Genomic DNA, 18,667 nt, shown 5'->3' on the forward strand with positions numbered 1-18,667 from the left:
ACGTGCCTAGCAATGAGCCTTAGAAGAGGAAGTGACGTCAGCTGTGTGTTTAGTCTTGCTCTTCCTCTACAGCATCAAGTACACGCGATGCCCATATCGCATCAATGATCGCTAGCAGGGAACCGGATGCATAGAACACACGCCAGAACTGTTCATCAGACATGACCGAGAGGGTGAGCATGAGCACGCACAGCACGACATCGATCACAACTGCTCGCCAGATCATCCTTGGTTCCCAAAAGGGCTTTTTGTCCACTTAGTTCCTGTATTTGTTATCTGGGCTGACGGGGTTAACCACCTTGGTATCACAGGTGAAGCCTCCATCTGCGTTGGCAGTGCAGTTCTCTGCATCAATGCTGGTCTGTTCATTCACCAGCGGCTGGTTGCTCTTGCGCCGGAAGTACACCTCACTCTCTTGAGACTGTGAAACCAATTGCTCTGAATGATTGCTGCATGCCATCGCAGGGGTGCACATCAGAACTGCTGCCGCTGCAGCGGTTGTCAACGAGCGAACCATGTCTTGGTGATTGCGTCAGGCGCAGCCTAGTGACGATTCAACGCAGACGGAAAGGGGGCACAGTGTCAATTTGGTCAGACAAAAAAACCAGAATCCTGTTAAAGGTCGTGACCAAACCGGCTGCCCCTTTATTAACGGTGGAGTGCACCCCCCTAATCGGTACGCATCTCAGGGAAACAGCTGGTAATTCGGATCAGTTCCCTTACTTGCTCTTGATCGTATGAAGACAAGGTTGTCCCAGGTACCCCACTGCCTTCTACTAGCCCTGCCGCTTTCATTTTTTTCCTGATCAGAGCTTTCCTCTCAGAACTCGTCATTGCTTTGAAGCGTGCTCTTCTCTCTTGTTTACCCATAGGGTGTAGACCTCAGTAGTGATGGGAGACAGGTCTTCTCTCTGTATAGGTGGCATTCAAATCGAAAGGCGTCTCCTTCAGGCATCCCACACCAAGCCAGTACCCCCGATAACGAATCGAGCGGGTAAGGGCTGGATTCAGCAGACAGAAGGCAATTGCATTGCTATATCTAGAAGTGCTGTTTAAGCATGAGTGAGCTGGATGATTCTCCACTACATTCTTTTTGATATCCCTCCTTTCTTTTGGAACGTTCTTCTTGCAGGCTCAATAGTGTTATTTGGTGCAACGTGTTCCCGCATCCTGTATGTGAAGACAGCACACCTCTACCCACCAAAAAAACAAAGGGCTTAAAGCCATTAGAAGAGTAATCGCTGAATACTAAAGTGGGTTGATGCCTAGATCAGGCTTAGCAGCCCACTGCAGCAAAACGAATTTCAAGAAAACACACTATAGAAGTTCCTTAGACTCAACGTTTTGCTTATACGCTGGTGTTCAAAACACATAGAGGACTGTTGCCGGACCTCCTAAGTCACTTTTAACAAGAATGTCGCATCCATCTGAATCATCTGCTGCTCCCTGCGTAACGACAGTCGATGAGTTTGCAAAGCTGGCGGATTATTCTCTGATGGATAGCTTAAATACTGACCCTGATTCCACGGTAGATGGTGATGATCACCTTGCCCGACAAGTTTTTTCGGGTCATTTCGTACCTGTAACACCCACGCCGCTTAAAAACCCAGAATATGTAACTCATAGCAGCACATTTTTTAATGAACTTGGCTTGAACAACGAGCTGGCATTTAATGAAAATTTTTGCAAGTTATTTTCAGGGGATCTCTCTGCTACGCGTGAGCCTATGCGACAGGTTGGCTGGGCAACTGGTTATGCACTATCTATTTATGGCAGAGAATACACCCAACAATGTCCATTTGGCACTGGTAATGGATATGGCGATGGCCGAGCGATATCTGTATTTGAAGGAATCATTAATGGCAAACGCTGGGAAATGCAATTAAAAGGTGGTGGTCCAACGCCTTACTGCCGTGGTGCCGACGGACGCGCAGTACTACGTTCAAGTGTGCGTGAATTTCTAGCGCAAGAATATATGCAGGCTTTAGGTGTTCCAACATCGCGTTCGTTAACACTCTATGTTTCTAAATCTGAGACAATCACCCGCCCTTGGTATTCTCAACACTCTCAATCCACCGACCCTGATATTTTGGTGGAGAATCCTGTAGCAATTTCAACTCGCGTCGCACCATCCTTTTTGCGAGTTGGTCAACTAGAATTATTTGCGCGTCGCGCTCGCAGCAATACTCATCCAAGAGCATTAGAAGAGTTGCGCATGATTGTGTCGCATTTAATTGAACGAGAGTACAAAAGTGACATTAATCAAACCCTTTCTTTTACAGTTCAATTGGTGAAGTTGGCGCGGCTATTTCGTGATCGCCTTACTTTATTGGTAGCAAATTGGCTCCGCATTGGCTACTGCCAAGGCAATTTCAACAGTGACAATTGCGCCGCGGGTGGCTTCACCCTCGACTATGGACCATTTGGATTTTGTGAAATCTTTGATCCTAAATTTCAGCCTTGGACTGGCGGCGGCAAACACTTTTCATACTTCAATCAACCAATCGCGGCGGAAGCAAATTATCATATGTTTTGGAAAGCTTTAAGGCCGCTACTCGAAGAAGATGCTAAAGCCCTAAAAGAGTTTGACCAAGTTCGTGATGGCTTTGAACAAGCCATGGATAAACAAATCCAAAAAATGTGGGCAGCCAAGCTTGGCTTGAAAGAATACAACTCCAATCTATTTGAGGAATTATTGCAATTAATTATCAATTCAAAAGTGGATTACACGATCTTCTTTCGCGAGCTATCTCATATACCAAATAATTTATCAGCATTAAAAAAGAGCTTCTACATCCAAACTTCACAACAAATCGATGAGCAATGGAAATCTTGGCTGCAAAGCTGGCGCGACCTCGTGCTTAACAAAGGAAGTTCAACGGAGACATCAAAAACCATGAAACTGACTAATCCAAAATATACTTGGCGAGAGTGGTTAATTGCCCCTGCTTATCAGCAAGCCGAAGAGGGCAACTATTCCTTAGTGAAAGAGCTGCAAGAAGTGCTAAGCCATCCTTATGATGAGCAATCAAAAGAAATAGAAGATAAATATTATCGCCTAAAGCCTAAGGTATTCTTTAATGCTGGTGGCATATCGCACTATAGCTGTTCATCTTGAGGCCAAATACAAACTGAACCATTGGAATAATAAATATTAGCCAAAAAGCTTTATTCATTAACTCACAAAAGGCAGTGACTTCATTATCAGTGCGCTGATGGATCTCGGCCCAGAATTGAAAGTCTATTCAAGTCATTGATAGGTAGCCGCCCAAGCAGTAAATGAAATCTACTGATCAGGTGAATCATCTAGCAGTAATGGGGCCAATAACATTGCTATTAGTTCGATTCACATTCCCATCACTTGTAGAAACAGTCAGGACGGCCATCAGAGAAAGTCCTAGATCGTCGCTTCCAAGCTCATAGGTGGTTTCAGAAGCGTTCGCTACAAGCTGCCAATGTCCGTTACCTTTGCGGCGATACCAGTGAATGTGAACCGATTCAATGGCGTCACCATCCAGTATCAGGTCCGCCTTCAGCAGTTCTCCTTCAAGAGCATCTCCTTCCAAAACAAAACGACTTAAACCCTCGATGTTTTGTTCGACCTGCTCTTCAGACTTTTGATCCTCTGAAATGCGGCCTTCTAAAACATGTATCTGTTCCTGAGGGGAAGCAGTTAACCCAGGAACGCACTGAAGGCTGCCATTCTCAAGTCTGCATCCGGGCAGCATGCCTTGTGCCTGAGCTCCCTGCCATCCCAGGCTTAAAACCACCACAGACATAATGGAAACGCAATTTGTGCGAGAGGTGGGGCTCATTGATGCCAACTGAATGTCACTTCACGTTGGCAGCCCCAATTCGATGGTCAATGCCTTCTCATCAACTGATGCCAGATGATTGCCCCGTAACCACATCACACAAGCCACCGCCCTCTGATTGAGCGAAGATCGAAAGCCCAATGCCATCACGACTCGTCTGGCGAGGCACTCTTCTTCTTGCTTCTAGTTCTTTCTTGCAGTTACTCACAAGCGTTTTGAAAATCCGGCCAACCTGGTGGCAATTAGAAACATCCTTGCCGTGCATAGAAATACCACTGGCGAAAGCGTTTAAAGCACTTGATCGCTCCAGTGAGCGTTGTCAATAACATCAAGGAATTAGAGATCCATTGACTGAAGCTCTCAACTCATACTTGTCTTAATGCACAACATTGATGTATTGATCAAACTTCCCCTTTCTTAAGGGAGCTGCATAGTCTTAATCGCTTGCAAAAGCTTAAGGAATCTCGATCAGCTCGCCACTGGAGCAGCAATAGGAGTCTTGATCGTCTGCTCTGCTTGAAGATCTCCACCTGGAGACTGCAGCGCGCAACCAGTGTTCAGCTCTTCTATGACGCTCCCCTGGCCAAGACAGTCCAAGCAGGTACGAAACCTCAGGTGACTGATGCGTTGAATGCCACTACCTCCGCAGTTAGGGCAGATCGACATTGATTGTGTGCATTATGTGGCTTTTTATTTTCATACATTTTTGCGCTTGTGATCCCGAAGGCTTCGTTAAGAATTAGAGCCGTTGCTCCTTTAAGGTTTCAGCACGCTTTTCAAAACCCCCTCCTTCTTCTTCAACTCACTCAATAACTCCCCTGCCGTGAGTTCAGCACCAAAAGGAACAAGGCTCTGGCTAGCAGCCAGCCAGCCCACCACATGAGAAGGCCCCAGTCCCTCGGAACGCAGGCTGTCCAAACCAGCATGTCCCTCGCGCTTGGCCAACTTGCGGCCTTGGTCATCACACAACAACGGCACGTGGCGATAGATCACAGGCCGCTCTGAAATCGCATTGATCAAAGCGAGCTGTGCATTCATGGCGTCAAGCAAGTCTTCACCGCGTACCACCTCGCTAATCCCGAGAGTCAGTTCATCAACAACCGTCGCCAAGTGATAAGCGATAAAACCATCAGCGCGCCGCAAAATCACATCCCCACTGGTATGGGAGAACTCTTTGCTCACCCTTAAACGCCAACTGGGCAGCCTGCCCTCATGCCACCCCCAAAACAGCTCCAGATCTCGACACGTGCCTGGGTAAACCAAGTGCCGCCCAGCTGGTGCTGAGATGTCAGCCAACATTCGCCGGCTACATCGACAGGCATACAACTTCCCCTGACGCCGCAGAGCCGAGAGGAAAGAGTTGTAAATCCCACGGCGGCGGCTCTGAAACACCACGGGGCCATCCCACTCAAGGCCTAGCCAGTGCAAATCCTGCTGGAGGCTCTCAACCGCTCCCACACGATTGCGAGGCTGATCCAGGTCATCCACCCGCAACAGCCAAGCCCCATTAGCCAAGCGCGCTTGCAACCAAGACACCAGAGCAGTGCACAGATTGCCCAGGTGTAATGGTCCGGTCGGAGACGGGGCAAACCGGCCCCGATAGCCCTGATTCCTAAGGCGCTGCCCCACTTCCATCTGCTCATACAGATGATCAGGCAGTGCAGAGGACTTGGCCATTGAATCAATGGAAGGAGCCCTGGCTCAGTAGGCCCACAAATAAAAGGCGGCCGTGACGACCGCCCGTCTGCAAACAAAGGCTAAAAAATCAGCCCTGAACGCGATCTTTGAACATCTTTCCTGCAGTAAAGGCAGGAACACGCTTGGCAGGAATCTTGATCTTCTGCCCTGTCTTGGGGTTCAGACCCTGACGAGCGGAACGATCACGAGGCTCGAAGGATCCGAAGCCAAGGATGGAGACCTTCTTCCCCTCCACTACAGAATCGATGATGGTATCGATGGCAGCATCCACCACCAAGGAGACATCTGTTTTCGTTAGCTCAGTGCGGGCTGCGACGAGGTTGACCAGGTCAGCTTTGTTCATAGGAAAGGGGTGATGGTACGGAAACTGTTCAGTGACAGAGCAGAAGACGAAATCCGTCCCTGCTATCCCGATTCGCGCTAATCGTATGGACTCAAGCCGCTGCCGGCAACCGAAAGGGACCGTGGCGCAACGCTTTATACGAAAACTGAACAATTTGATTCACTGATTTACCTGCAATTCCCAGGCATCCCATGGGGCCAATTTCTCTCCTCGGAGGGCCCCAAGGGGAGCACCAGAAGCCAATGCAGGCCTTGAATCTGAAGGAATCCATTGGCGCAATTTTTGCAAGCTTCTGAGCTGGCGAGGCCAATGAAAAGTCCGCCGATGTGGCAATGGAGCCAATTGAACAAACGCGACAGGAATCAATAAACGGCCACAGAAAAGTACGTTCCAAGGATCAGGAGCAAAAACCACGCAGCTCCCTGGTGTTGGCCCAGGCGTCCAAAGCAGCCGCAGCCCCGCAGCGGTGGTGTGTTGATCAACAAAGCTGTCCAGCGAAGTCAGCCCAGGCAGGAGATAAGCCTCCTGCTCCTGCACTAATACAGGCCATCCGAGTGCATCCTGAAACGCACGCACCCTGCCATGCCCCTCTCGACTGGTCAGCAAGATCCGGGCCGTGCGCCCCGCGGCGAGCTGTTTTAGAGCCTCAAGAGTGGTTGTCGTTAAAGGCGGGCAGTCGATTAAGACAGGTTCGGGGTCACATCCCAGCCACCATGCTGTCCCCCCGTCACAGTCTCGATTGGGTGGGAAAACCCAGAGGGGCCCGCTCAGCTGCTCTGGAGGATTGCCCGACTCCAATGCTTGGGACAACGTCATGACATTGTGAAACGGGCTGAACTTCTTCGCTTGTGCCCAATGCTTTCTGCCTCGCCGCAGACACAGCTGTAAGCAAGATGCATCTCGGCACGCCTTGGCCCCTGGGCAGCACGATCACAACACGAGGCGTCAATTTCTCTGTGGCCGCCCCAACTGCAAAGCGCGTGGAGCTGCTGCTGTTTGCCGATGCAAATGCCACGCAGCCAGAACACATCCTCAAGCTCCAGCCTTGCCATCGATCCGGCGACTACTGGCATGTTGAGGTGGAAGGATTGCAAACTGGCTGCTGTTATGGCTATCGGATCTTCGGCCCCCACAACCCTGGCAGCGATAGCTTTCACCCCTCCAAGGTGCTGCTTGATCCCTGCACAAGAGCCATCAGTGGCTGGGACATCTATCAAAGAGAACAGGCCAAGGGATCGTCGCCCAATATCCAAGCCTGCCTAAAGGGAGTGGTGTGCGAACGAGAACATTTTGACTTCGCATCCCATCCACGCCCCAGGACCCCATGGGACCGGAGCGTGATCTACGAACTGCATGTAGGGGGGTTCAGCAGTGGCCCGAAGTCAGAGGTAACACCTCAGCGCCAAGGCACCTTCCTGGGACTCATTGACAAACTTCCCTATCTGCGAAAACTGGGTATCACGGCCATAGAGCTGCTACCTATTTTTGCTTTCGATCCCTCTGATGCGCCAACGGGGCGGGACAACTACTGGGGCTACAGCCCTCTGAACTGGTTCACTCCCCATCCCAAATATGTGCATGGTGACGATCCACTGCAGGCTCGCCAACAAGTCCGCGAGCTGGTTGCGGCCTGTCATGACGAGGGTATTGAAGTCATCCTTGACGTGGTCTACAACCACACCACAGAAGGCAGCATTGATGGCCCCACACTCAGCTGGCGAGGCTTCAGCGATGCTCTCTATTACCACCAAAACGACAGTGGCGAATACCTGGATGTAAGTGGTTGCGGCAACAGCATCGCCGCCAATCGTCCAATCGTGAGGCAGCTGATTCTCGAGTCGATGCGTTGCTGGGCCATCGAACTAGGAGTCGATGGCTTCCGCTTCGATCTAGGGATCGCCCTGAGCCGAGGCGAAGGCCTAAAGCCGCTCGAACAACCTCCCCTATTTGAAGAGATTGAAGCTGATCCAGAGCTCAGCGATTTAAAACTGTTTAGCGAACCATGGGATTGCGGTGGCCTCTATCGACTCAGCGATTTCCCAGCACACCGAATCGGAACATGGAATGGCCATTACCGAGATGACCTACGTGCCTTCTGGAAAGGAGACGAAGACAGCGCCTGGAGGATGGGACAACGCCTAAGCGGAAGTGCTGATCTCTACAAAGGTGAGCCAGCTCCGCTGGGACGTTCCCTGAACTTCATCACTGCACACGATGGCTTCACACTCAATGACCTGGTGAGTTTCAACCGCAAACACAATCTCGCCAATGGAGAGTGCAACCGCGACGGTGAAAATCACAACAACAGCTGGAACAACGGCATTGAAGGCCCCTGCAGTGACCATGCCGTGCAGGCCCTCCGCCATCGCCAGATGCGCAATCTGATCGCCACCCTGTTGCTTTCAAGAGGAGTGCCAATGCTTTTGATGGGAGATGAAGTGGGCCGCAGCCAGGGGGGGAACAACAACAGCTGGTGTCAGGACAACCCGCTCGGCTGGATGCTCTGGAACCCTGAACAATGCGATATGGATTTGCACCTCTTCGTCAGCAGGCTGCTCATGATTCGCCACCAACTTTCGGAACTCTTCTCTCCCGTCAATCACCCCCCTGAGGAGATGCCCGTACGTCTGCAGCAGAGTCCAGACGATCTCTGGATGCAATGGCATGGTGTTGAGATCGACAAGCCCGATTGGGGCAGCTGGTCCCATACCATCTGCTACAGCCTGAATCGAGGCTCCAGCGGTGCGGTGATGTGGATGGGCTTCAACGCCTACAGCAAAGCCATGCACTTTGATCTGCCTGAACCGACTTCTGCGTGGCACCGCATCCTGGACACAGCACGTCCTAGCCCTGATGACCTACCCGCAAGGCCTAATGCATGGACTTCAGAGGACATTGATCTGCAGAACCACAGCATGTTGATCTTGCTGGCAGAGGAATACGCCTCAAAACTCAAGCTCTAAAAGGCAAAATCAAAAAAGCGGGCGGCGGGAATCGAACCCGCGTCATCAGCTTGGAAGGCTGAGGTCTTACCACTACACAACGCCCGCACTAGTACAGCAGAACCATCACGATAGACGAAGTGGGTCTGCGGTTCAGTGCCCCTGCATTATGACCTTGCGCATCCCCCTTTTTGCAGCTTGACGATATCCACAGCGCTTCAAGAGGGATCACGCCGCCGGCTGATGATCTCCTATGGCCTTGGCGATGCAGGCACCGGGCTGGCAGCAACTCTGCTCGGCTTCTACCTCTTCGTGTTTTTTACCGGGACCGCCGGGCTGCCTGCAATTGTTGCCGGCTCACTGCTGATGGTGATCAAGCTCTGGGATGGGATCAATGACCCAATGATCGGCTGGCTGAGCGATCACACCCAAACTCGTTGGGGCCCAAGGATTCCCTGGATGCTTGGCGCAGCACTGCCCCTCGGCATCAGCCTGGCTGCCATGTGGTGGGTTCCTCCCGGAGACGTTGCCCAGAAAACGATGTATTACATCGTGATGGCGATTCTGCTGATGACCGCCTACACCAGCGTCAATCTGCCTTACTCCGCCCTCTCCACAGAGCTCACAGAAAACACATCTGTGCGCAACCGTCTCAACGCCGCCAGATTCACCGGATCAATCATCGCTGGTGCAAGCGGCTTGATTGTGACGCCTTTACTGCTGGTCAACGGTGCCAACGGTTACTTGGCCATGGGCCGCATCACCGGCACAATCGCAGCTTTAGCCACCCTCGCCTGCTGCTGGGGGCTGGCCCCTTTCACAAAAACCGCTAGGCGCCCCAGTTGCCATCACGAGCCCCTACGTCGACAGCTTGCGAGGATCATCAGCAACAGACGCTTCCTCAAAGTTCTGGGGCTTTACCTGTTGCTCTGGTGCGCTTTGCAGTTGATGCAGCCAGTTGCTCTGATCTACCTCGTTCAGTTGATGCGCGTACCCGCAGAACTGGCCACCTGGATGTTGCTGCCCTTCCAGCTCTGCGCCCTGATCGGCCTTCAGGTCTGGAGCATGTATGCCAATCGCCATGGGCGAATAAGGGCCCTGTGCTGGGGTGGGTGTCTATGGATCGCTGCTTGTGTTGTTTCGATGCTGCTCCCCCCCCTCTCCGCTGATGCATCCCTCGCCAACCTTTGGCCTACAGCCGGCACTGATGGTCTGAGATTGATGGCTTTGTTGGCCACCATTGGGACGGTGGGATTTGGAGCCGCAAATGCTTATCTGATCCCTTGGTGTCTGCTACCAGATGCAATTGATGCTGACCCTGACAAGCCAGCAGGCCTCTACACCGCCTGGATGGTGCTGGTTCAGAAAATCGGTATTGGTGTGAGCATCCAACTGCTCGGCATCCTGCTTTCACTGTCTGGCTATCGCTCAGTGGTAGAAGCAGGCGGAGCACTGAGCTACTCGGATCAACCCGAATCCGCTCTGATCACCATTCGCATGTGCATGGGATTCATTCCCGCAGTACTTGTGGCGTTGGGTCTTGTGGTGATGCGAGGCTGGCCCGAAAGGAACTCTCACAACCAGGCAGCCATGTCATGACGACTCCTCGCTGGCTGAAGCGACTGGGCAACAGCCTCATCATCGGAGGCCAGGCAGTGGCAGCCACCGCCCGAGGTCGTATCAACAAGGTCGACCTGTTTGATCAGCTGATGGAGGCCGGTCCAGGCAGCTTCCTGATTGTGTTGATCACAGGCTTAGCCGCAGGAACGGTCTTCAACATCCAGGTCGCCGCAGAACTGAGCCGACAAGGTGCTGGATCCACGGTAGGAGGGATTCTCGCCATTGGGATGGCAAGGGAAATCGCCCCTCTTCTCACCGCCACGCTGCTCACTGGCAAGGTAGCCACGGCCTATGCAGCTCAGCTAGGGACCATGAAGGTCACTGAACAGATCGATGCCATCACCATGTTGCGAACCGAACCGGTTGAGTACTTGGTGGTTCCAAGAGTGATCGCCATGGTGGTCATGGCACCAGTGCAATGCATTCTGTTCTTCGGCATAGCCCTCTGGAGCGGCCAGGTCAGCAGCACCAATCTTTATCAAATTCCACCAGAGGTCTTCTGGAATTCCGTGCGCACTTGGCTGACTCCGGATGATTTGCCATTCATGCTGATCAAATCATTGGTGTTCGGCCTTCAGATTGCTGTTCTGGCTTGCGGGTGGGGTCTCACAACGCGTGGTGGTCCAAAAGAAGTTGGCACCAGCACCACTGGCGCCGTTGTGATGACTCTGGTCACAGTGTCTTTGATGGATGTCTTGCTCACCCAGATTCTTTTCAGCTGATGTCATCAAGGCCCACAAACAAACGCGCAGCTATTGACAAATCCTGCTTGCCCCCATATCGGTCCTAAATCAGTGATGGGTCCAGATCGGCCCTCTCTCATCAACTCCCCAAACAGACCCAACATCTCTCCTGAGAGCAAGACCACCACTGCCTGCCTGGTTCATGCCTGAAGCCGACCTCCCCCTCCGCAAACAGCCTCCCCGTGGGCAGACTTCTCCTGAACAGCTATCTCCTGAACAGCTTGCGCCTGAACAACCTTCTCCTGAGCAGCTATCTCCTGAACAGCCCTCGAATAACTCAGCGAACTCTCAATCCGATCTCCTAGCGGCTCCTCAAGACAAACCAGATCTTGATCAACTCCTGCAAGTGGCCTTGACGGAGCTGCAGCAACGTCGCGATCATCTCGAAGCAGAAATCAAAGACCTCTCCAACCGCAAATCCCAACTGGAAAAGGAGCTCAGCAGTTCCTTCGCTGGTCAGTCCGATGCTATTGCCAGGCGGGTCAAAGGCTTCCAGGACTACCTCACAGGCGCTCTGCAAGACCTGGCCCAATCAGTGGAGCAACTTGAACTGGTTGTGCAGCCTGTTGTGGTCCAACCTTCTCCCCTAGACCAACCCAATTCAACGCCCGAGGCCGCCGCTCAGGGCAACGCCCTAGCTGTTGCTGACACCTTTAAACCAGACGAAAGCCTGATCCGTGAATGTCTGGAGCAATTTCTAAGTCAGCCAGACTTCTACGCCGATCCTTGGAAACTGCGACGCAGCCTTGATCCCAGGGACAAAGAACTTCTAGAAGACTGGTTTTTCAATCAGGGTGGGCGAGGAGCACAGCCAAGCAGGAACAGCCGAACACGCAACATCCTTGTGGCTGCAGCCCTGATAGCCATCCTCGGTGAACTCTATGGCGACCGATTCCAAAGCCTGGTGCTTGCCGGTGAACCAGAGCGGCTTGGCGAATGGCGACGTGGCCTTCAAGATGCCCTAGGCCTCGCTCGAGAAGACTTCGGCCCCAGCAGCGGCATTGTTCTTTTTGAACGCGGCGAAGCTCTTGTAGAACGCGCCGACCGGCTTGAGGAACGAGGGGAAGTTCCCCTCATCCTGATTGACGCAGCCCAACGCAGCGTAGAGATCCCCGTGCTTCAATTCCCGCTCTGGCTAGCCTTTGCAGCTGGGCCGCAAGAACGGTTCGAAGACGAAGAACTGCTCTGATGATGTTCAATTCTCTATTTGGGAATCTTCTCTCCCTAGTCATGGGGTATCTACTGGGTTCACTGCCCAGCGGATATCTTGCAGCCCACTGGCTGGCAGGAATCGACCTGCGTGAGAAGGGTTCTGGATCAACCGGGGCCACCAATGTGCTGCGCCAGGTGGGTAAAGGTCCTGCCCTAGCCGTTTTCCTTATCGATGTTGGCAAGGGCACAACCGCCGTACTGGTTGCTAGGGCACTTGAGCTGGATGATGGCTGGCAAGTTGCGGCAGGTCTAGCAGCCTTGGCAGGTCACATCTGGCCTGTTTGGCTGGGATGGAAAGGTGGCAAAGCTGTCGCAACAGGTCTGGGGATGCTGCTAGGCATCTCCTGGCCTGTAGGACTGGCCTGTTTCGGCATCTTCCTCACTGTGCTGAGCTTCAGCAGGATCGTGTCTTTATCGAGCATTATCGCCGCCCTAAGCTTACCGTTGCTGATGATCTTGCGCTTTCAAGGCAACTCACCGCCGGCTTACCTGGCGGTGGCCTTTGCCGCCATGGCAATGGTGGTGTGGCGACACCGCTCCAATCTGCAACGCTTGCTGGCGGGCACCGAACCTCGCCTCGGTCAGTCCAGCTGACGCTGTTCAATCTCAAGGCAGCAGCGTGCAAACGCTTCTGCCGGATCAACAGCACGGGTAATCGGCCTGCCAATCACCAAACGTGAAGCTCCTGCATTCAACGCCGCTGCAGGACTCATGACCCTGACCTGATCCGCCAATTCAGCCCCCGAGGGGCGAATACCAGGAGTCACCAACTCAAATGGCGAGGGATGAAGTCGGCGTAAGCCGCTGACCTCCCAGGGAGAACACACGCAGCCGCCCAACCCTGACTCCGCTGCCAACTCAGCCAACCACTCCACCCTGGCCTGAAGAGACTGAGGAATGCACAGCTCATTCGCTAGACGCTTCTGATCCCAACTGGTGAGCACAGTAACGGCCAACAGCCGGGGTGCTGACAAGCCAACCTCCGCAGCCCCCTCGCAAGCAGCAGCCTGAGCTTCAGCAAGAGCAGCACGGCCAGCACAGGCATGCACCGTGATCAACTCAGCGCCAAAGCTCGCCGCTCGGCGACAAGCTCCTGCAATGGTGGCAGGGATATCGTGAAACTTTAGATCAAGAAAAATCTGCAACCCTTGCTCCCGTAGATCAGCCAAAACCTCTGGCCCCGCACTAACAAACAGTTCCAGTCCCACCTTGACCCAACTGACCTCTGGCAACTTTGAGATGAATGCAAGGGCCTCAGCCCGCTCCATGCCATCAAGAGCAATGATCAGTTGATCGGCAGGAGTCAATGGCGAGGTCATCACAGCGGGTGTTGGTCCTTTACTCAACGCGTCAAACGACGAAAGGTTTTCTTGCCCACTTGCAGCACCTTGCCCATCAGCAGGCTGGAGTCAGTGAATTCCAAATTGGGATCGGTAATTTTTTCGCCATCCAGGCGTACCGCACCACCCTTGATTTGACGCCGAGCCTCGCTACTGCTCGCACAAAGGCCAATCGCACTGAGCAGATAAAAGGCCTTGGCCGGAAAATTCACATCCGAAAGAAACGCTTCTGGCACAGATGCAGCGTCATCTTGAGAGCCGGAAACCAATCTAGCTGCATCATTCTGGGCGGCTTCAGCCGCCGCGATGCCATGACGGCTGGCCGTGACCGCAATGGCCATGGCCTTCTGCCGTTCACGCGGATTGACAGGTAAAGCTTCTGGGTCGAGATCGGTAAGCAAAACCACGTAACTGCTTACAAGGGCATCAGGAACCTTCTCCAACTTGGAATACATGGAAAGTGGGTCCTCATTCAGTCCCACAGTGTTAGAGAGGCTCTTGCTCATCTTCTGCACCCCATCCAGCCCAGCCAGAATTGGGAGTAGGAGCCCAAACTGGGGGCGCTGATCGAAATGACGCTGAAGATCCCGCCCCATGGCGACATTGAATTTCTGATCAGTCCCCCCAAGTTCAACATCTGCCTGCACCGCTACCGAGTCGTAACCCTGCAAGAGGGGATAAAGAAACTCATGCAGAGCTATCGGAACACCTGAGCCATAACGATTGCCAAAGTCTTCTTTAGCCAGCATTTGCCCAACCGTGGCAGTGCCCAACAAACCAATCACCTCAGGCAAATCCAAGTCAGCCAACCACTCAGTGTTACGTCGCACTTCCAGGCGCCCAGGGGTTGTGAAATCGAGCAACGCTTTTTCCGCTGACTGCCCCTGACCCAGCTGTGCAAGATAGGTCGTTGCATTGGCCTCAATCTGCTCAGAGGTGAGTTGCACTCTGGTGCTGCTCTTGCCGGTTGGGTCACCGATTCGTGCAGTGAAATCGCCAATAATCAACACTGCTGTATGCCCCGCATCCTGAAAAGCTCTCAGTTTGCGAAACAGGATGCTGTGTCCCAGATGGATATCACGACCAGTGGGATCAATACCAAGCTTGACCCTCAGGGGTCGGTTTTGTTCTCGAGCCTCATCAAGACGAGTCGCAAGTTGCTGATCAGCATCCCCCCATTGGCCTGAAGGGAACAAGTCAACCATGCCCCGCTGCAACCAGGCCGGCATGGTGATCGGCGTCTCCGGCATCGTTAGAGGATCTCTAGCTGAGCGGATCGTACGGGTAGCGAGTCAGCCAGTCATCACTTTCATCGAGAGTCCTGCTCAAGCTCTGTCTTCATCCGGGTCAAAGTTTGATTCATCTGCTCAAACATCTGTTCAGGCGTAATCCCGAACTGGCCCAACTGAGTGCGCAGCTGTTCAACAGTCATCTTTGCTTGAAAGTCCTCGGAGAGCTCAAAACGCTTCATAAACACGCGATAGCGCTGCATCAACTCCTCCATGGTGTCGATGAACTTTTTTTTACCCTCCCGATCAAACTTTCCATATTCAGAACCGAGTTGCATCAGCTGTTGATAGTCGGTGAACAGCCGCTTGGCCTCCTCCTGAACAATCTCCGATTCAAAGAAGGCCATGAACGCCCTGGGCTTGTTGGTTGGAATTGTGCAAAATTCTCGACGTCAGAAACAGTGCGGATCAACGTAATCTCCATGATGAGGCTCTAACCGCTCCTGTTACCTGGTTGCAACCAGTGGACATCACTCCCCGGATCTCTTCTCTGCAGAAAACAAGTCAACAAATCCATCCCCTGCTCCGTCGCAGTCGCACTGTTGTCGCCACAGCCGATCGCGTCTTAATCACAAGTTGGGTGGGCTGGTTTGATTGTCTGGGTCCCCTAGTGGGCGCTGCAACCGGTGAGGACGAGACCCTCAGTTGCCTGAAAAGCTCGAATGCAGATCTCCTGATCTGCACCGATCTACTGGAGAGCGGGAATGGCCCAAGCCTGGTCCGTAAAGCAAAACAGCTCAAGCCTGATCTCAAGGCCCTGATGCTGATTCAACGACCTTTATTACGCACCCTGCTGGATGCAATAGAAGCCCATTGCGATGGCCTCTGCGCCCATGAGCTCGTCGGCAGTGGCACCCTGCTGGCAGCTCTAAGCGCAATCGAAAGCGATGGAACCTACTTAGACAGTGTGGTTGCAGGAGTTTTACGTCACGGTCGTCTCGGAAATGGCAAGAGCAGCCGCCAAATCGACAACCTCAGCTTGCGCGAGGGAGATGTACTTCGAGGAATCTGTAAAGGGATGAGCAATCAGAACATTGCCGATGAGCTCTATCTCTCGATCGATACGGTCAAGAGCCATGTGCACAACCTGCTGCAAAAATTGCCAGCACGAGATCGCACCCATGCCGTAGTGGTGGCTTTTCGTGATGGGCTGGTGGAGTTACCTCAAAGACTGCCACGTTGGCAATAACGCTGCCTTAACTGACTCGGTAACGTCCGCCTCAATGAGCGATCCCCAAAGGGTGATTGGCATCTTTCACTTTGAGCCAACAAGCGCAGCTCCAAAGCTTCCGCAAAGGTGATCAATCGATGGAAACCGCGCCTGGTCAGGGCCACCTATTCCCAAACCAAGTTCTATCCGCAGAGGTCGCCCCCCGCCAGGAGCTCATTCTTAGCCGCGACCTTTTACAAAGCTGGCAGAGGCGCATTCAAGGCCATCAAGCCGATCTCTTCCAAGGAGAGCCAGACATCGCTCGGCAGAGCTCGCTTTTTGGTAGCGATCACGAAACAGTCATCGACCAATTAAAGCCCCTGCAGCTCACACCTCTCCCCCTGAGCTTCTGGCGCTGGCCTAACAGCCCTCACCATGGCCCAGCCGTTTATCTGGTGATGGACTGCCCAGCAGACCTCAACACTCCTTTATTGCTTTATGTGGGCGAAACGATTGCTGCAGATCGCCGATGGAAGGGTGAGCATGATTGCAAGGCCTACCTGGCGGCCTATGCCGAAGCCCTTGCCAAGGCAGGACTAACAAACCAGCTCAGCATCCGTTTTTGGAGCGATGTTCCCGAGAGCACCAAAGCCCGTCGACAGCTCGAGCAACAACTGATCCAGCGTTGGCTGCCACCGTTCAACAAAGAAACAAGAGCTCGCTGGAGCACCCCGTTCACAGCTGAATGCAGCTAAACGGCACGGCTAACATCGCTCCACCTCATCAACATCCCATGGAGATTTGCCTTTTTCCAGCAACCTTGCAGAGCTGGACTGGCGATGTGCTCATGGTGGGCATGTTTGAGGGAAAGATGGAGGAACGTTTAAACGAGCTGGAAACACTCTGCAAAGGCTCTCTGATGCAGAGCCTTGAGAAGCAGATGTTCAAAGGCAAATCCGGAGAAATCGCCACCGTTCAACTGCTCCAAAACAAGCCAAACCTGCTGGTGCTCGTAGGGCTCGGAGAACCCCAGGAGATGAGGCTTGACGACCTTCGCAAGGCGGCTGCCCTAGGAGCGAAAGCAAGCCTCGGATGTAGTGGAACCCTGGGGATGATGCTCCCCTGGGAGCCCTTAGATGCGGCATCTGCAGCAAGGGCCGTCGCAGAAGCCGTTCGCCTTTCCCTATATAAAGACCTCCGCTTTCGCAGTGCTCCTGAGCCCCGCTCTACGCCAACAAAACTGGAGCTCATTGGTCTGCCCGACTCAGCCGGCAAAGATCTTCAAGCCGTTCACCCCACCTGTGCCGGAGTGGAGCTAGCAAGGCAGCTGGTTGCGGCTCCTGCCAACAGTCTTACCCCTGCGGCCCTCGCCCAAACAGCGATTCAACTTGCCCACGAACACGGCCTCGAGTGCAGTGTGCTGGAGCGGTCTGACTGCGCCGAACGGGAAATGGGTGCCTACCTAGCAGTCTCTCAAGGTTCTGATCTGGAGCCAAAATTCATTCACCTCACCTATCGCCCTCAAGGACCAGTTCAACGACGACTTGCCCTTGTCGGCAAGGGACTCACCTTCGATTCCGGTGGATACAACCTCAAGGTTGGAGCTGCCCAGATCGATCTGATGAAATTCGACATGGGCGGCAGCGCAGCTGTACTTGGGGCCGCCCGAGCGATTGCAGAACTGCGACCCAAGGGAGTGGAAGTGCATGTGATCGTGGCAGCCTGCGAAAACATGGTGAATGGATCAGCTGTCCATCCAGGAGACCTCGTGCGGGCCTCAAACGGCACCACCATCGAGATCAATAACACCGATGCCGAAGGCCGTCTGACCCTTGCCGATGCACTGGTATACACCTGCGGACTCGAACCAGACGCAATCGTGGATTTAGCAACCCTTACAGGGGCTTGCGTTATCGCACTTGGCGAAGAGATCGCTGGCCTTTGGACAGGTCATGATCCCCTGGCTGAGGGCCTAACCGCTGCAGCCGAAGCGGCCGGCGAAGGCCTGTGGCGCATGCCATTGCCAAGCTCCTATCGAGAGGGTCTCAAATCCAACCTCGCTGACCTCAAGAACACAGGACCCCGTCCAGGCGGATCCATTACCGCGGCCCTTTTCCTCAAAGAGTTTGTTGAGGCCTCCATCCCATGGGCCCACATCGACATCGCCGGAACGGTCTGGTCTGAAAAGGGCCGTGGCCTCAATCCATCTGGTGCCACCGGCTACGGGGTTCGCACTTTGGTGAATTGGATTTGTAGTCAGTCTTGAGTCAAGAGGCATTGCATGCAACTCAGCGAAAAATGAGCTGAAGAAGGAATCACAACACGAGTACAACGTTGATCGCTAAAGGTCGCGCAGGGTTGGCAATGCTCATGCCTGGAGCTAGAAACCTATGCAGAAAATTGATCAGCAAAGAGTTTTCGCTTGCTTTATCAGAATCGGGGGCCTGAATTTTGATGCGGAATATTGAACTGGCTTGAATGACGACAGTCCTTGACCTGGTATTTGATAGAGATC

At 53.3% G+C, this 18,667-nt stretch carries 20 protein-coding genes and 1 tRNA gene; 9 read left to right on the forward strand and 12 right to left on the reverse strand.

What is annotated here, in order from left to right; translation table 11 throughout:
• Window positions 1-49: 49 nt before the first annotated feature.
• Together AKG35_RS07400 and AKG35_RS07405 are read right to left on the reverse strand one after the other, a co-directional pair.
• Window positions 50-256: a hypothetical protein gene (locus AKG35_RS07400; RefSeq protein ID WP_041384534.1), complete on the reverse strand. Its 207-nt coding sequence runs from the start codon at window positions 254-256 to the stop codon at window positions 50-52.
• Window positions 257-517: a hypothetical protein gene (locus AKG35_RS07405; protein WP_011130759.1), complete on the reverse strand. Its 261-nt coding sequence runs from the start codon at window positions 515-517 to the stop codon at window positions 257-259.
• An 897-nt stretch (window positions 518-1,414) separates the two neighbouring features.
• Between AKG35_RS07405 and AKG35_RS07415 the strand changes: the two genes are divergently transcribed.
• On the forward strand, window positions 1,415-3,118 hold the full coding sequence (locus AKG35_RS07415) for a protein adenylyltransferase SelO (RefSeq protein ID WP_011130760.1): 1,704 nt from the start codon (window positions 1,415-1,417) through the stop codon (window positions 3,116-3,118).
• Between the two features lie 184 nt (window positions 3,119-3,302).
• Here the strand turns inward: AKG35_RS07415 and AKG35_RS07420 are convergent, their stop codons facing one another.
• From AKG35_RS07420 to AKG35_RS07440, 6 genes are all read right to left on the reverse strand, one after another.
• Window positions 3,303-3,815, reverse strand: coding sequence for a hypothetical protein (locus AKG35_RS07420; protein WP_011130761.1), 513 nt, complete (start codon window positions 3,813-3,815; stop codon window positions 3,303-3,305).
• Window positions 3,816-3,876: 61 nt separating this feature from the next.
• A complete protein-coding gene (locus tag AKG35_RS12965) occupies window positions 3,877-4,023 on the reverse strand; it encodes a hypothetical protein (RefSeq protein WP_157859856.1) in 147 nt (48 codons plus the stop codon).
• A 260-nt stretch (window positions 4,024-4,283) separates the two neighbouring features.
• A complete protein-coding gene (locus AKG35_RS07425) occupies window positions 4,284-4,481 on the reverse strand; it encodes a hypothetical protein (RefSeq protein ID WP_041384537.1) in 198 nt (65 codons plus the stop codon).
• Window positions 4,482-4,571: 90 nt separating this feature from the next.
• Window positions 4,572-5,492: a tRNA glutamyl-Q(34) synthetase GluQRS gene (gluQRS, locus tag AKG35_RS07430; RefSeq protein WP_011130762.1), complete on the reverse strand. Its 921-nt coding sequence runs from the start codon at window positions 5,490-5,492 to the stop codon at window positions 4,572-4,574.
• Window positions 5,493-5,580: 88 nt separating this feature from the next.
• Window positions 5,581-5,856 (reverse strand): HU family DNA-binding protein, encoded by a 276-nt coding sequence (locus AKG35_RS07435; RefSeq protein ID WP_011130763.1) that lies wholly within the window; start codon window positions 5,854-5,856, stop codon window positions 5,581-5,583.
• Window positions 5,857-6,015: 159 nt separating this feature from the next.
• The gene (locus tag AKG35_RS07440) at window positions 6,016-6,672 is read right to left on the reverse strand and encodes an MBL fold metallo-hydrolase (protein WP_011130764.1); all 657 of its coding nucleotides are present in this window, start codon (window positions 6,670-6,672) and stop codon (window positions 6,016-6,018) included.
• 77 nt (window positions 6,673-6,749) lie between these two features.
• Between AKG35_RS07440 and AKG35_RS07445 the strand changes: the two genes are divergently transcribed.
• Window positions 6,750-8,819, forward strand: a complete 2,070-nt coding sequence (locus tag AKG35_RS07445) for a glycogen debranching protein (protein ID WP_052646234.1) — start codon at window positions 6,750-6,752, stop codon at window positions 8,817-8,819.
• Window positions 8,820-8,835: 16 nt separating this feature from the next.
• Here the strand turns inward: AKG35_RS07445 and AKG35_RS07450 are convergent.
• Window positions 8,836-8,906, reverse strand: a tRNA-Gly gene (locus AKG35_RS07450).
• Between the two features lie 135 nt (window positions 8,907-9,041).
• On the opposite strand from AKG35_RS07450, the gene AKG35_RS07455 reads away from it, so the two are divergent.
• The 4 genes from AKG35_RS07455 (at window position 9,042) to plsY (ending at window position 12,967) form a co-directional block, all read left to right on the forward strand.
• A complete protein-coding gene (locus AKG35_RS07455) occupies window positions 9,042-10,397 on the forward strand; it encodes an MFS transporter (protein ID WP_011130766.1) in 1,356 nt (451 codons plus the stop codon).
• Complete coding sequence (locus AKG35_RS07460) at window positions 10,394-11,140, forward strand: MlaE family ABC transporter permease (protein ID WP_011130767.1); 747 nt, start codon at window positions 10,394-10,396, stop codon at window positions 11,138-11,140. The genes AKG35_RS07455 and AKG35_RS07460 overlap by 4 nt, the downstream gene beginning before the upstream one ends.
• 163 nt (window positions 11,141-11,303) lie before the next feature.
• A complete protein-coding gene (locus tag AKG35_RS07465; RefSeq protein ID WP_011130768.1) occupies window positions 11,304-12,350 on the forward strand; it encodes a DUF3086 domain-containing protein in 1,047 nt (348 codons plus the stop codon).
• Window positions 12,351-12,352: 2 nt separating this feature from the next.
• On the forward strand, window positions 12,353-12,967 hold the full coding sequence (plsY, locus tag AKG35_RS07470; protein WP_041384540.1) for a glycerol-3-phosphate 1-O-acyltransferase PlsY: 615 nt from the start codon (window positions 12,353-12,355) through the stop codon (window positions 12,965-12,967).
• Here plsY and pyrF read toward each other — a convergent pair.
• The 3 genes from pyrF to AKG35_RS07485 are packed head-to-tail and all read right to left on the reverse strand — an operon-like array spanning window position 12,955 to window position 15,349.
• Window positions 12,955-13,692 (reverse strand): orotidine-5'-phosphate decarboxylase, encoded by a 738-nt coding sequence (pyrF, locus tag AKG35_RS07475; RefSeq protein ID WP_011130770.1) that lies wholly within the window; start codon window positions 13,690-13,692, stop codon window positions 12,955-12,957. The two genes, plsY and pyrF, sit on opposite strands and share 13 nt — an antisense overlap.
• A gap of 23 nt (window positions 13,693-13,715) precedes the next feature.
• A complete protein-coding gene (tyrS, locus tag AKG35_RS07480; RefSeq protein WP_041384542.1) occupies window positions 13,716-14,963 on the reverse strand; it encodes a tyrosine--tRNA ligase in 1,248 nt (415 codons plus the stop codon).
• 59 nt (window positions 14,964-15,022) lie between these two features.
• A complete protein-coding gene (locus tag AKG35_RS07485) occupies window positions 15,023-15,349 on the reverse strand; it encodes a DUF1825 family protein (RefSeq protein ID WP_011130772.1) in 327 nt (108 codons plus the stop codon).
• A 116-nt stretch (window positions 15,350-15,465) separates the two neighbouring features.
• Between AKG35_RS07485 and AKG35_RS07490 the strand changes: the two genes are divergently transcribed.
• The 3 genes from AKG35_RS07490 to AKG35_RS07500 all read left to right on the forward strand — a co-directional run bounded on the left by AKG35_RS07490 (window position 15,466) and on the right by AKG35_RS07500 (window position 18,418).
• Complete coding sequence (locus AKG35_RS07490; protein WP_041385143.1) at window positions 15,466-16,191, forward strand: response regulator transcription factor; 726 nt, start codon at window positions 15,466-15,468, stop codon at window positions 16,189-16,191.
• Window positions 16,192-16,310: 119 nt separating this feature from the next.
• The gene (locus AKG35_RS07495) at window positions 16,311-16,907 is read left to right on the forward strand and encodes a hypothetical protein (protein WP_011130774.1); all 597 of its coding nucleotides are present in this window, start codon (window positions 16,311-16,313) and stop codon (window positions 16,905-16,907) included.
• A gap of 38 nt (window positions 16,908-16,945) precedes the next feature.
• Complete coding sequence (locus AKG35_RS07500; RefSeq protein WP_011130775.1) at window positions 16,946-18,418, forward strand: leucyl aminopeptidase; 1,473 nt, start codon at window positions 16,946-16,948, stop codon at window positions 18,416-18,418.
• Window positions 18,419-18,667 lie beyond the last annotated feature (249 nt).

This window comes from Prochlorococcus marinus str. MIT 9313, assembly GCF_000011485.1.
In the GTDB taxonomy this organism is placed as follows: domain Bacteria; phylum Cyanobacteriota; class Cyanobacteriia; order PCC-6307; family Cyanobiaceae; genus Prochlorococcus; species Prochlorococcus marinus_D.

Bases quoted from the DNA above. Each gene is read 5' to 3' on its own strand.
- AKG35_RS07405 (WP_011130759.1), bottom strand. From the start codon at position 517: ATGGTTCGCTCGTTGACAACCGCTGCAGCGGCAGCAGTTCTGATGTGC.
- AKG35_RS07445 (WP_052646234.1), top strand. From the start codon at position 6,750: ATGCATCTCGGCACGCCTTGGCCCCTGGGCAGCACGATCACAACACGA.
- AKG35_RS07425 (WP_041384537.1), bottom strand. From the start codon at position 4,481: ATGTCGATCTGCCCTAACTGCGGAGGTAGTGGCATTCAACGCATCAGT.
- AKG35_RS07420 (WP_011130761.1), bottom strand. From the start codon at position 3,815: ATGAGCCCCACCTCTCGCACAAATTGCGTTTCCATTATGTCTGTGGTG.
- plsY (WP_041384540.1), top strand. From the start codon at position 12,353: ATGTTCAATTCTCTATTTGGGAATCTTCTCTCCCTAGTCATGGGGTAT.
- AKG35_RS07485 (WP_011130772.1), bottom strand. From the start codon at position 15,349: ATGGCCTTCTTTGAATCGGAGATTGTTCAGGAGGAGGCCAAGCGGCTG.
- AKG35_RS07500 (WP_011130775.1), top strand. From the start codon at position 16,946: ATGGAGATTTGCCTTTTTCCAGCAACCTTGCAGAGCTGGACTGGCGAT.
- AKG35_RS07435 (WP_011130763.1), bottom strand. From the start codon at position 5,856: ATGAACAAAGCTGACCTGGTCAACCTCGTCGCAGCCCGCACTGAGCTA.
- AKG35_RS07415 (WP_011130760.1), top strand. From the start codon at position 1,415: ATGTCGCATCCATCTGAATCATCTGCTGCTCCCTGCGTAACGACAGTC.
- pyrF (WP_011130770.1), bottom strand. From the start codon at position 13,692: ATGACCTCGCCATTGACTCCTGCCGATCAACTGATCATTGCTCTTGAT.
- AKG35_RS07495 (WP_011130774.1), top strand. From the start codon at position 16,311: ATGGAAACCGCGCCTGGTCAGGGCCACCTATTCCCAAACCAAGTTCTA.
- AKG35_RS07460 (WP_011130767.1), top strand. From the start codon at position 10,394: ATGACGACTCCTCGCTGGCTGAAGCGACTGGGCAACAGCCTCATCATC.
- gluQRS (WP_011130762.1), bottom strand. From the start codon at position 5,492: ATGGCCAAGTCCTCTGCACTGCCTGATCATCTGTATGAGCAGATGGAA.
- AKG35_RS07465 (WP_011130768.1), top strand. From the start codon at position 11,304: ATGCCTGAAGCCGACCTCCCCCTCCGCAAACAGCCTCCCCGTGGGCAG.
- AKG35_RS07440 (WP_011130764.1), bottom strand. From the start codon at position 6,672: ATGACGTTGTCCCAAGCATTGGAGTCGGGCAATCCTCCAGAGCAGCTG.
- AKG35_RS07455 (WP_011130766.1), top strand. From the start codon at position 9,042: ATGATCTCCTATGGCCTTGGCGATGCAGGCACCGGGCTGGCAGCAACT.
- tyrS (WP_041384542.1), bottom strand. From the start codon at position 14,963: ATGCCGGAGACGCCGATCACCATGCCGGCCTGGTTGCAGCGGGGCATG.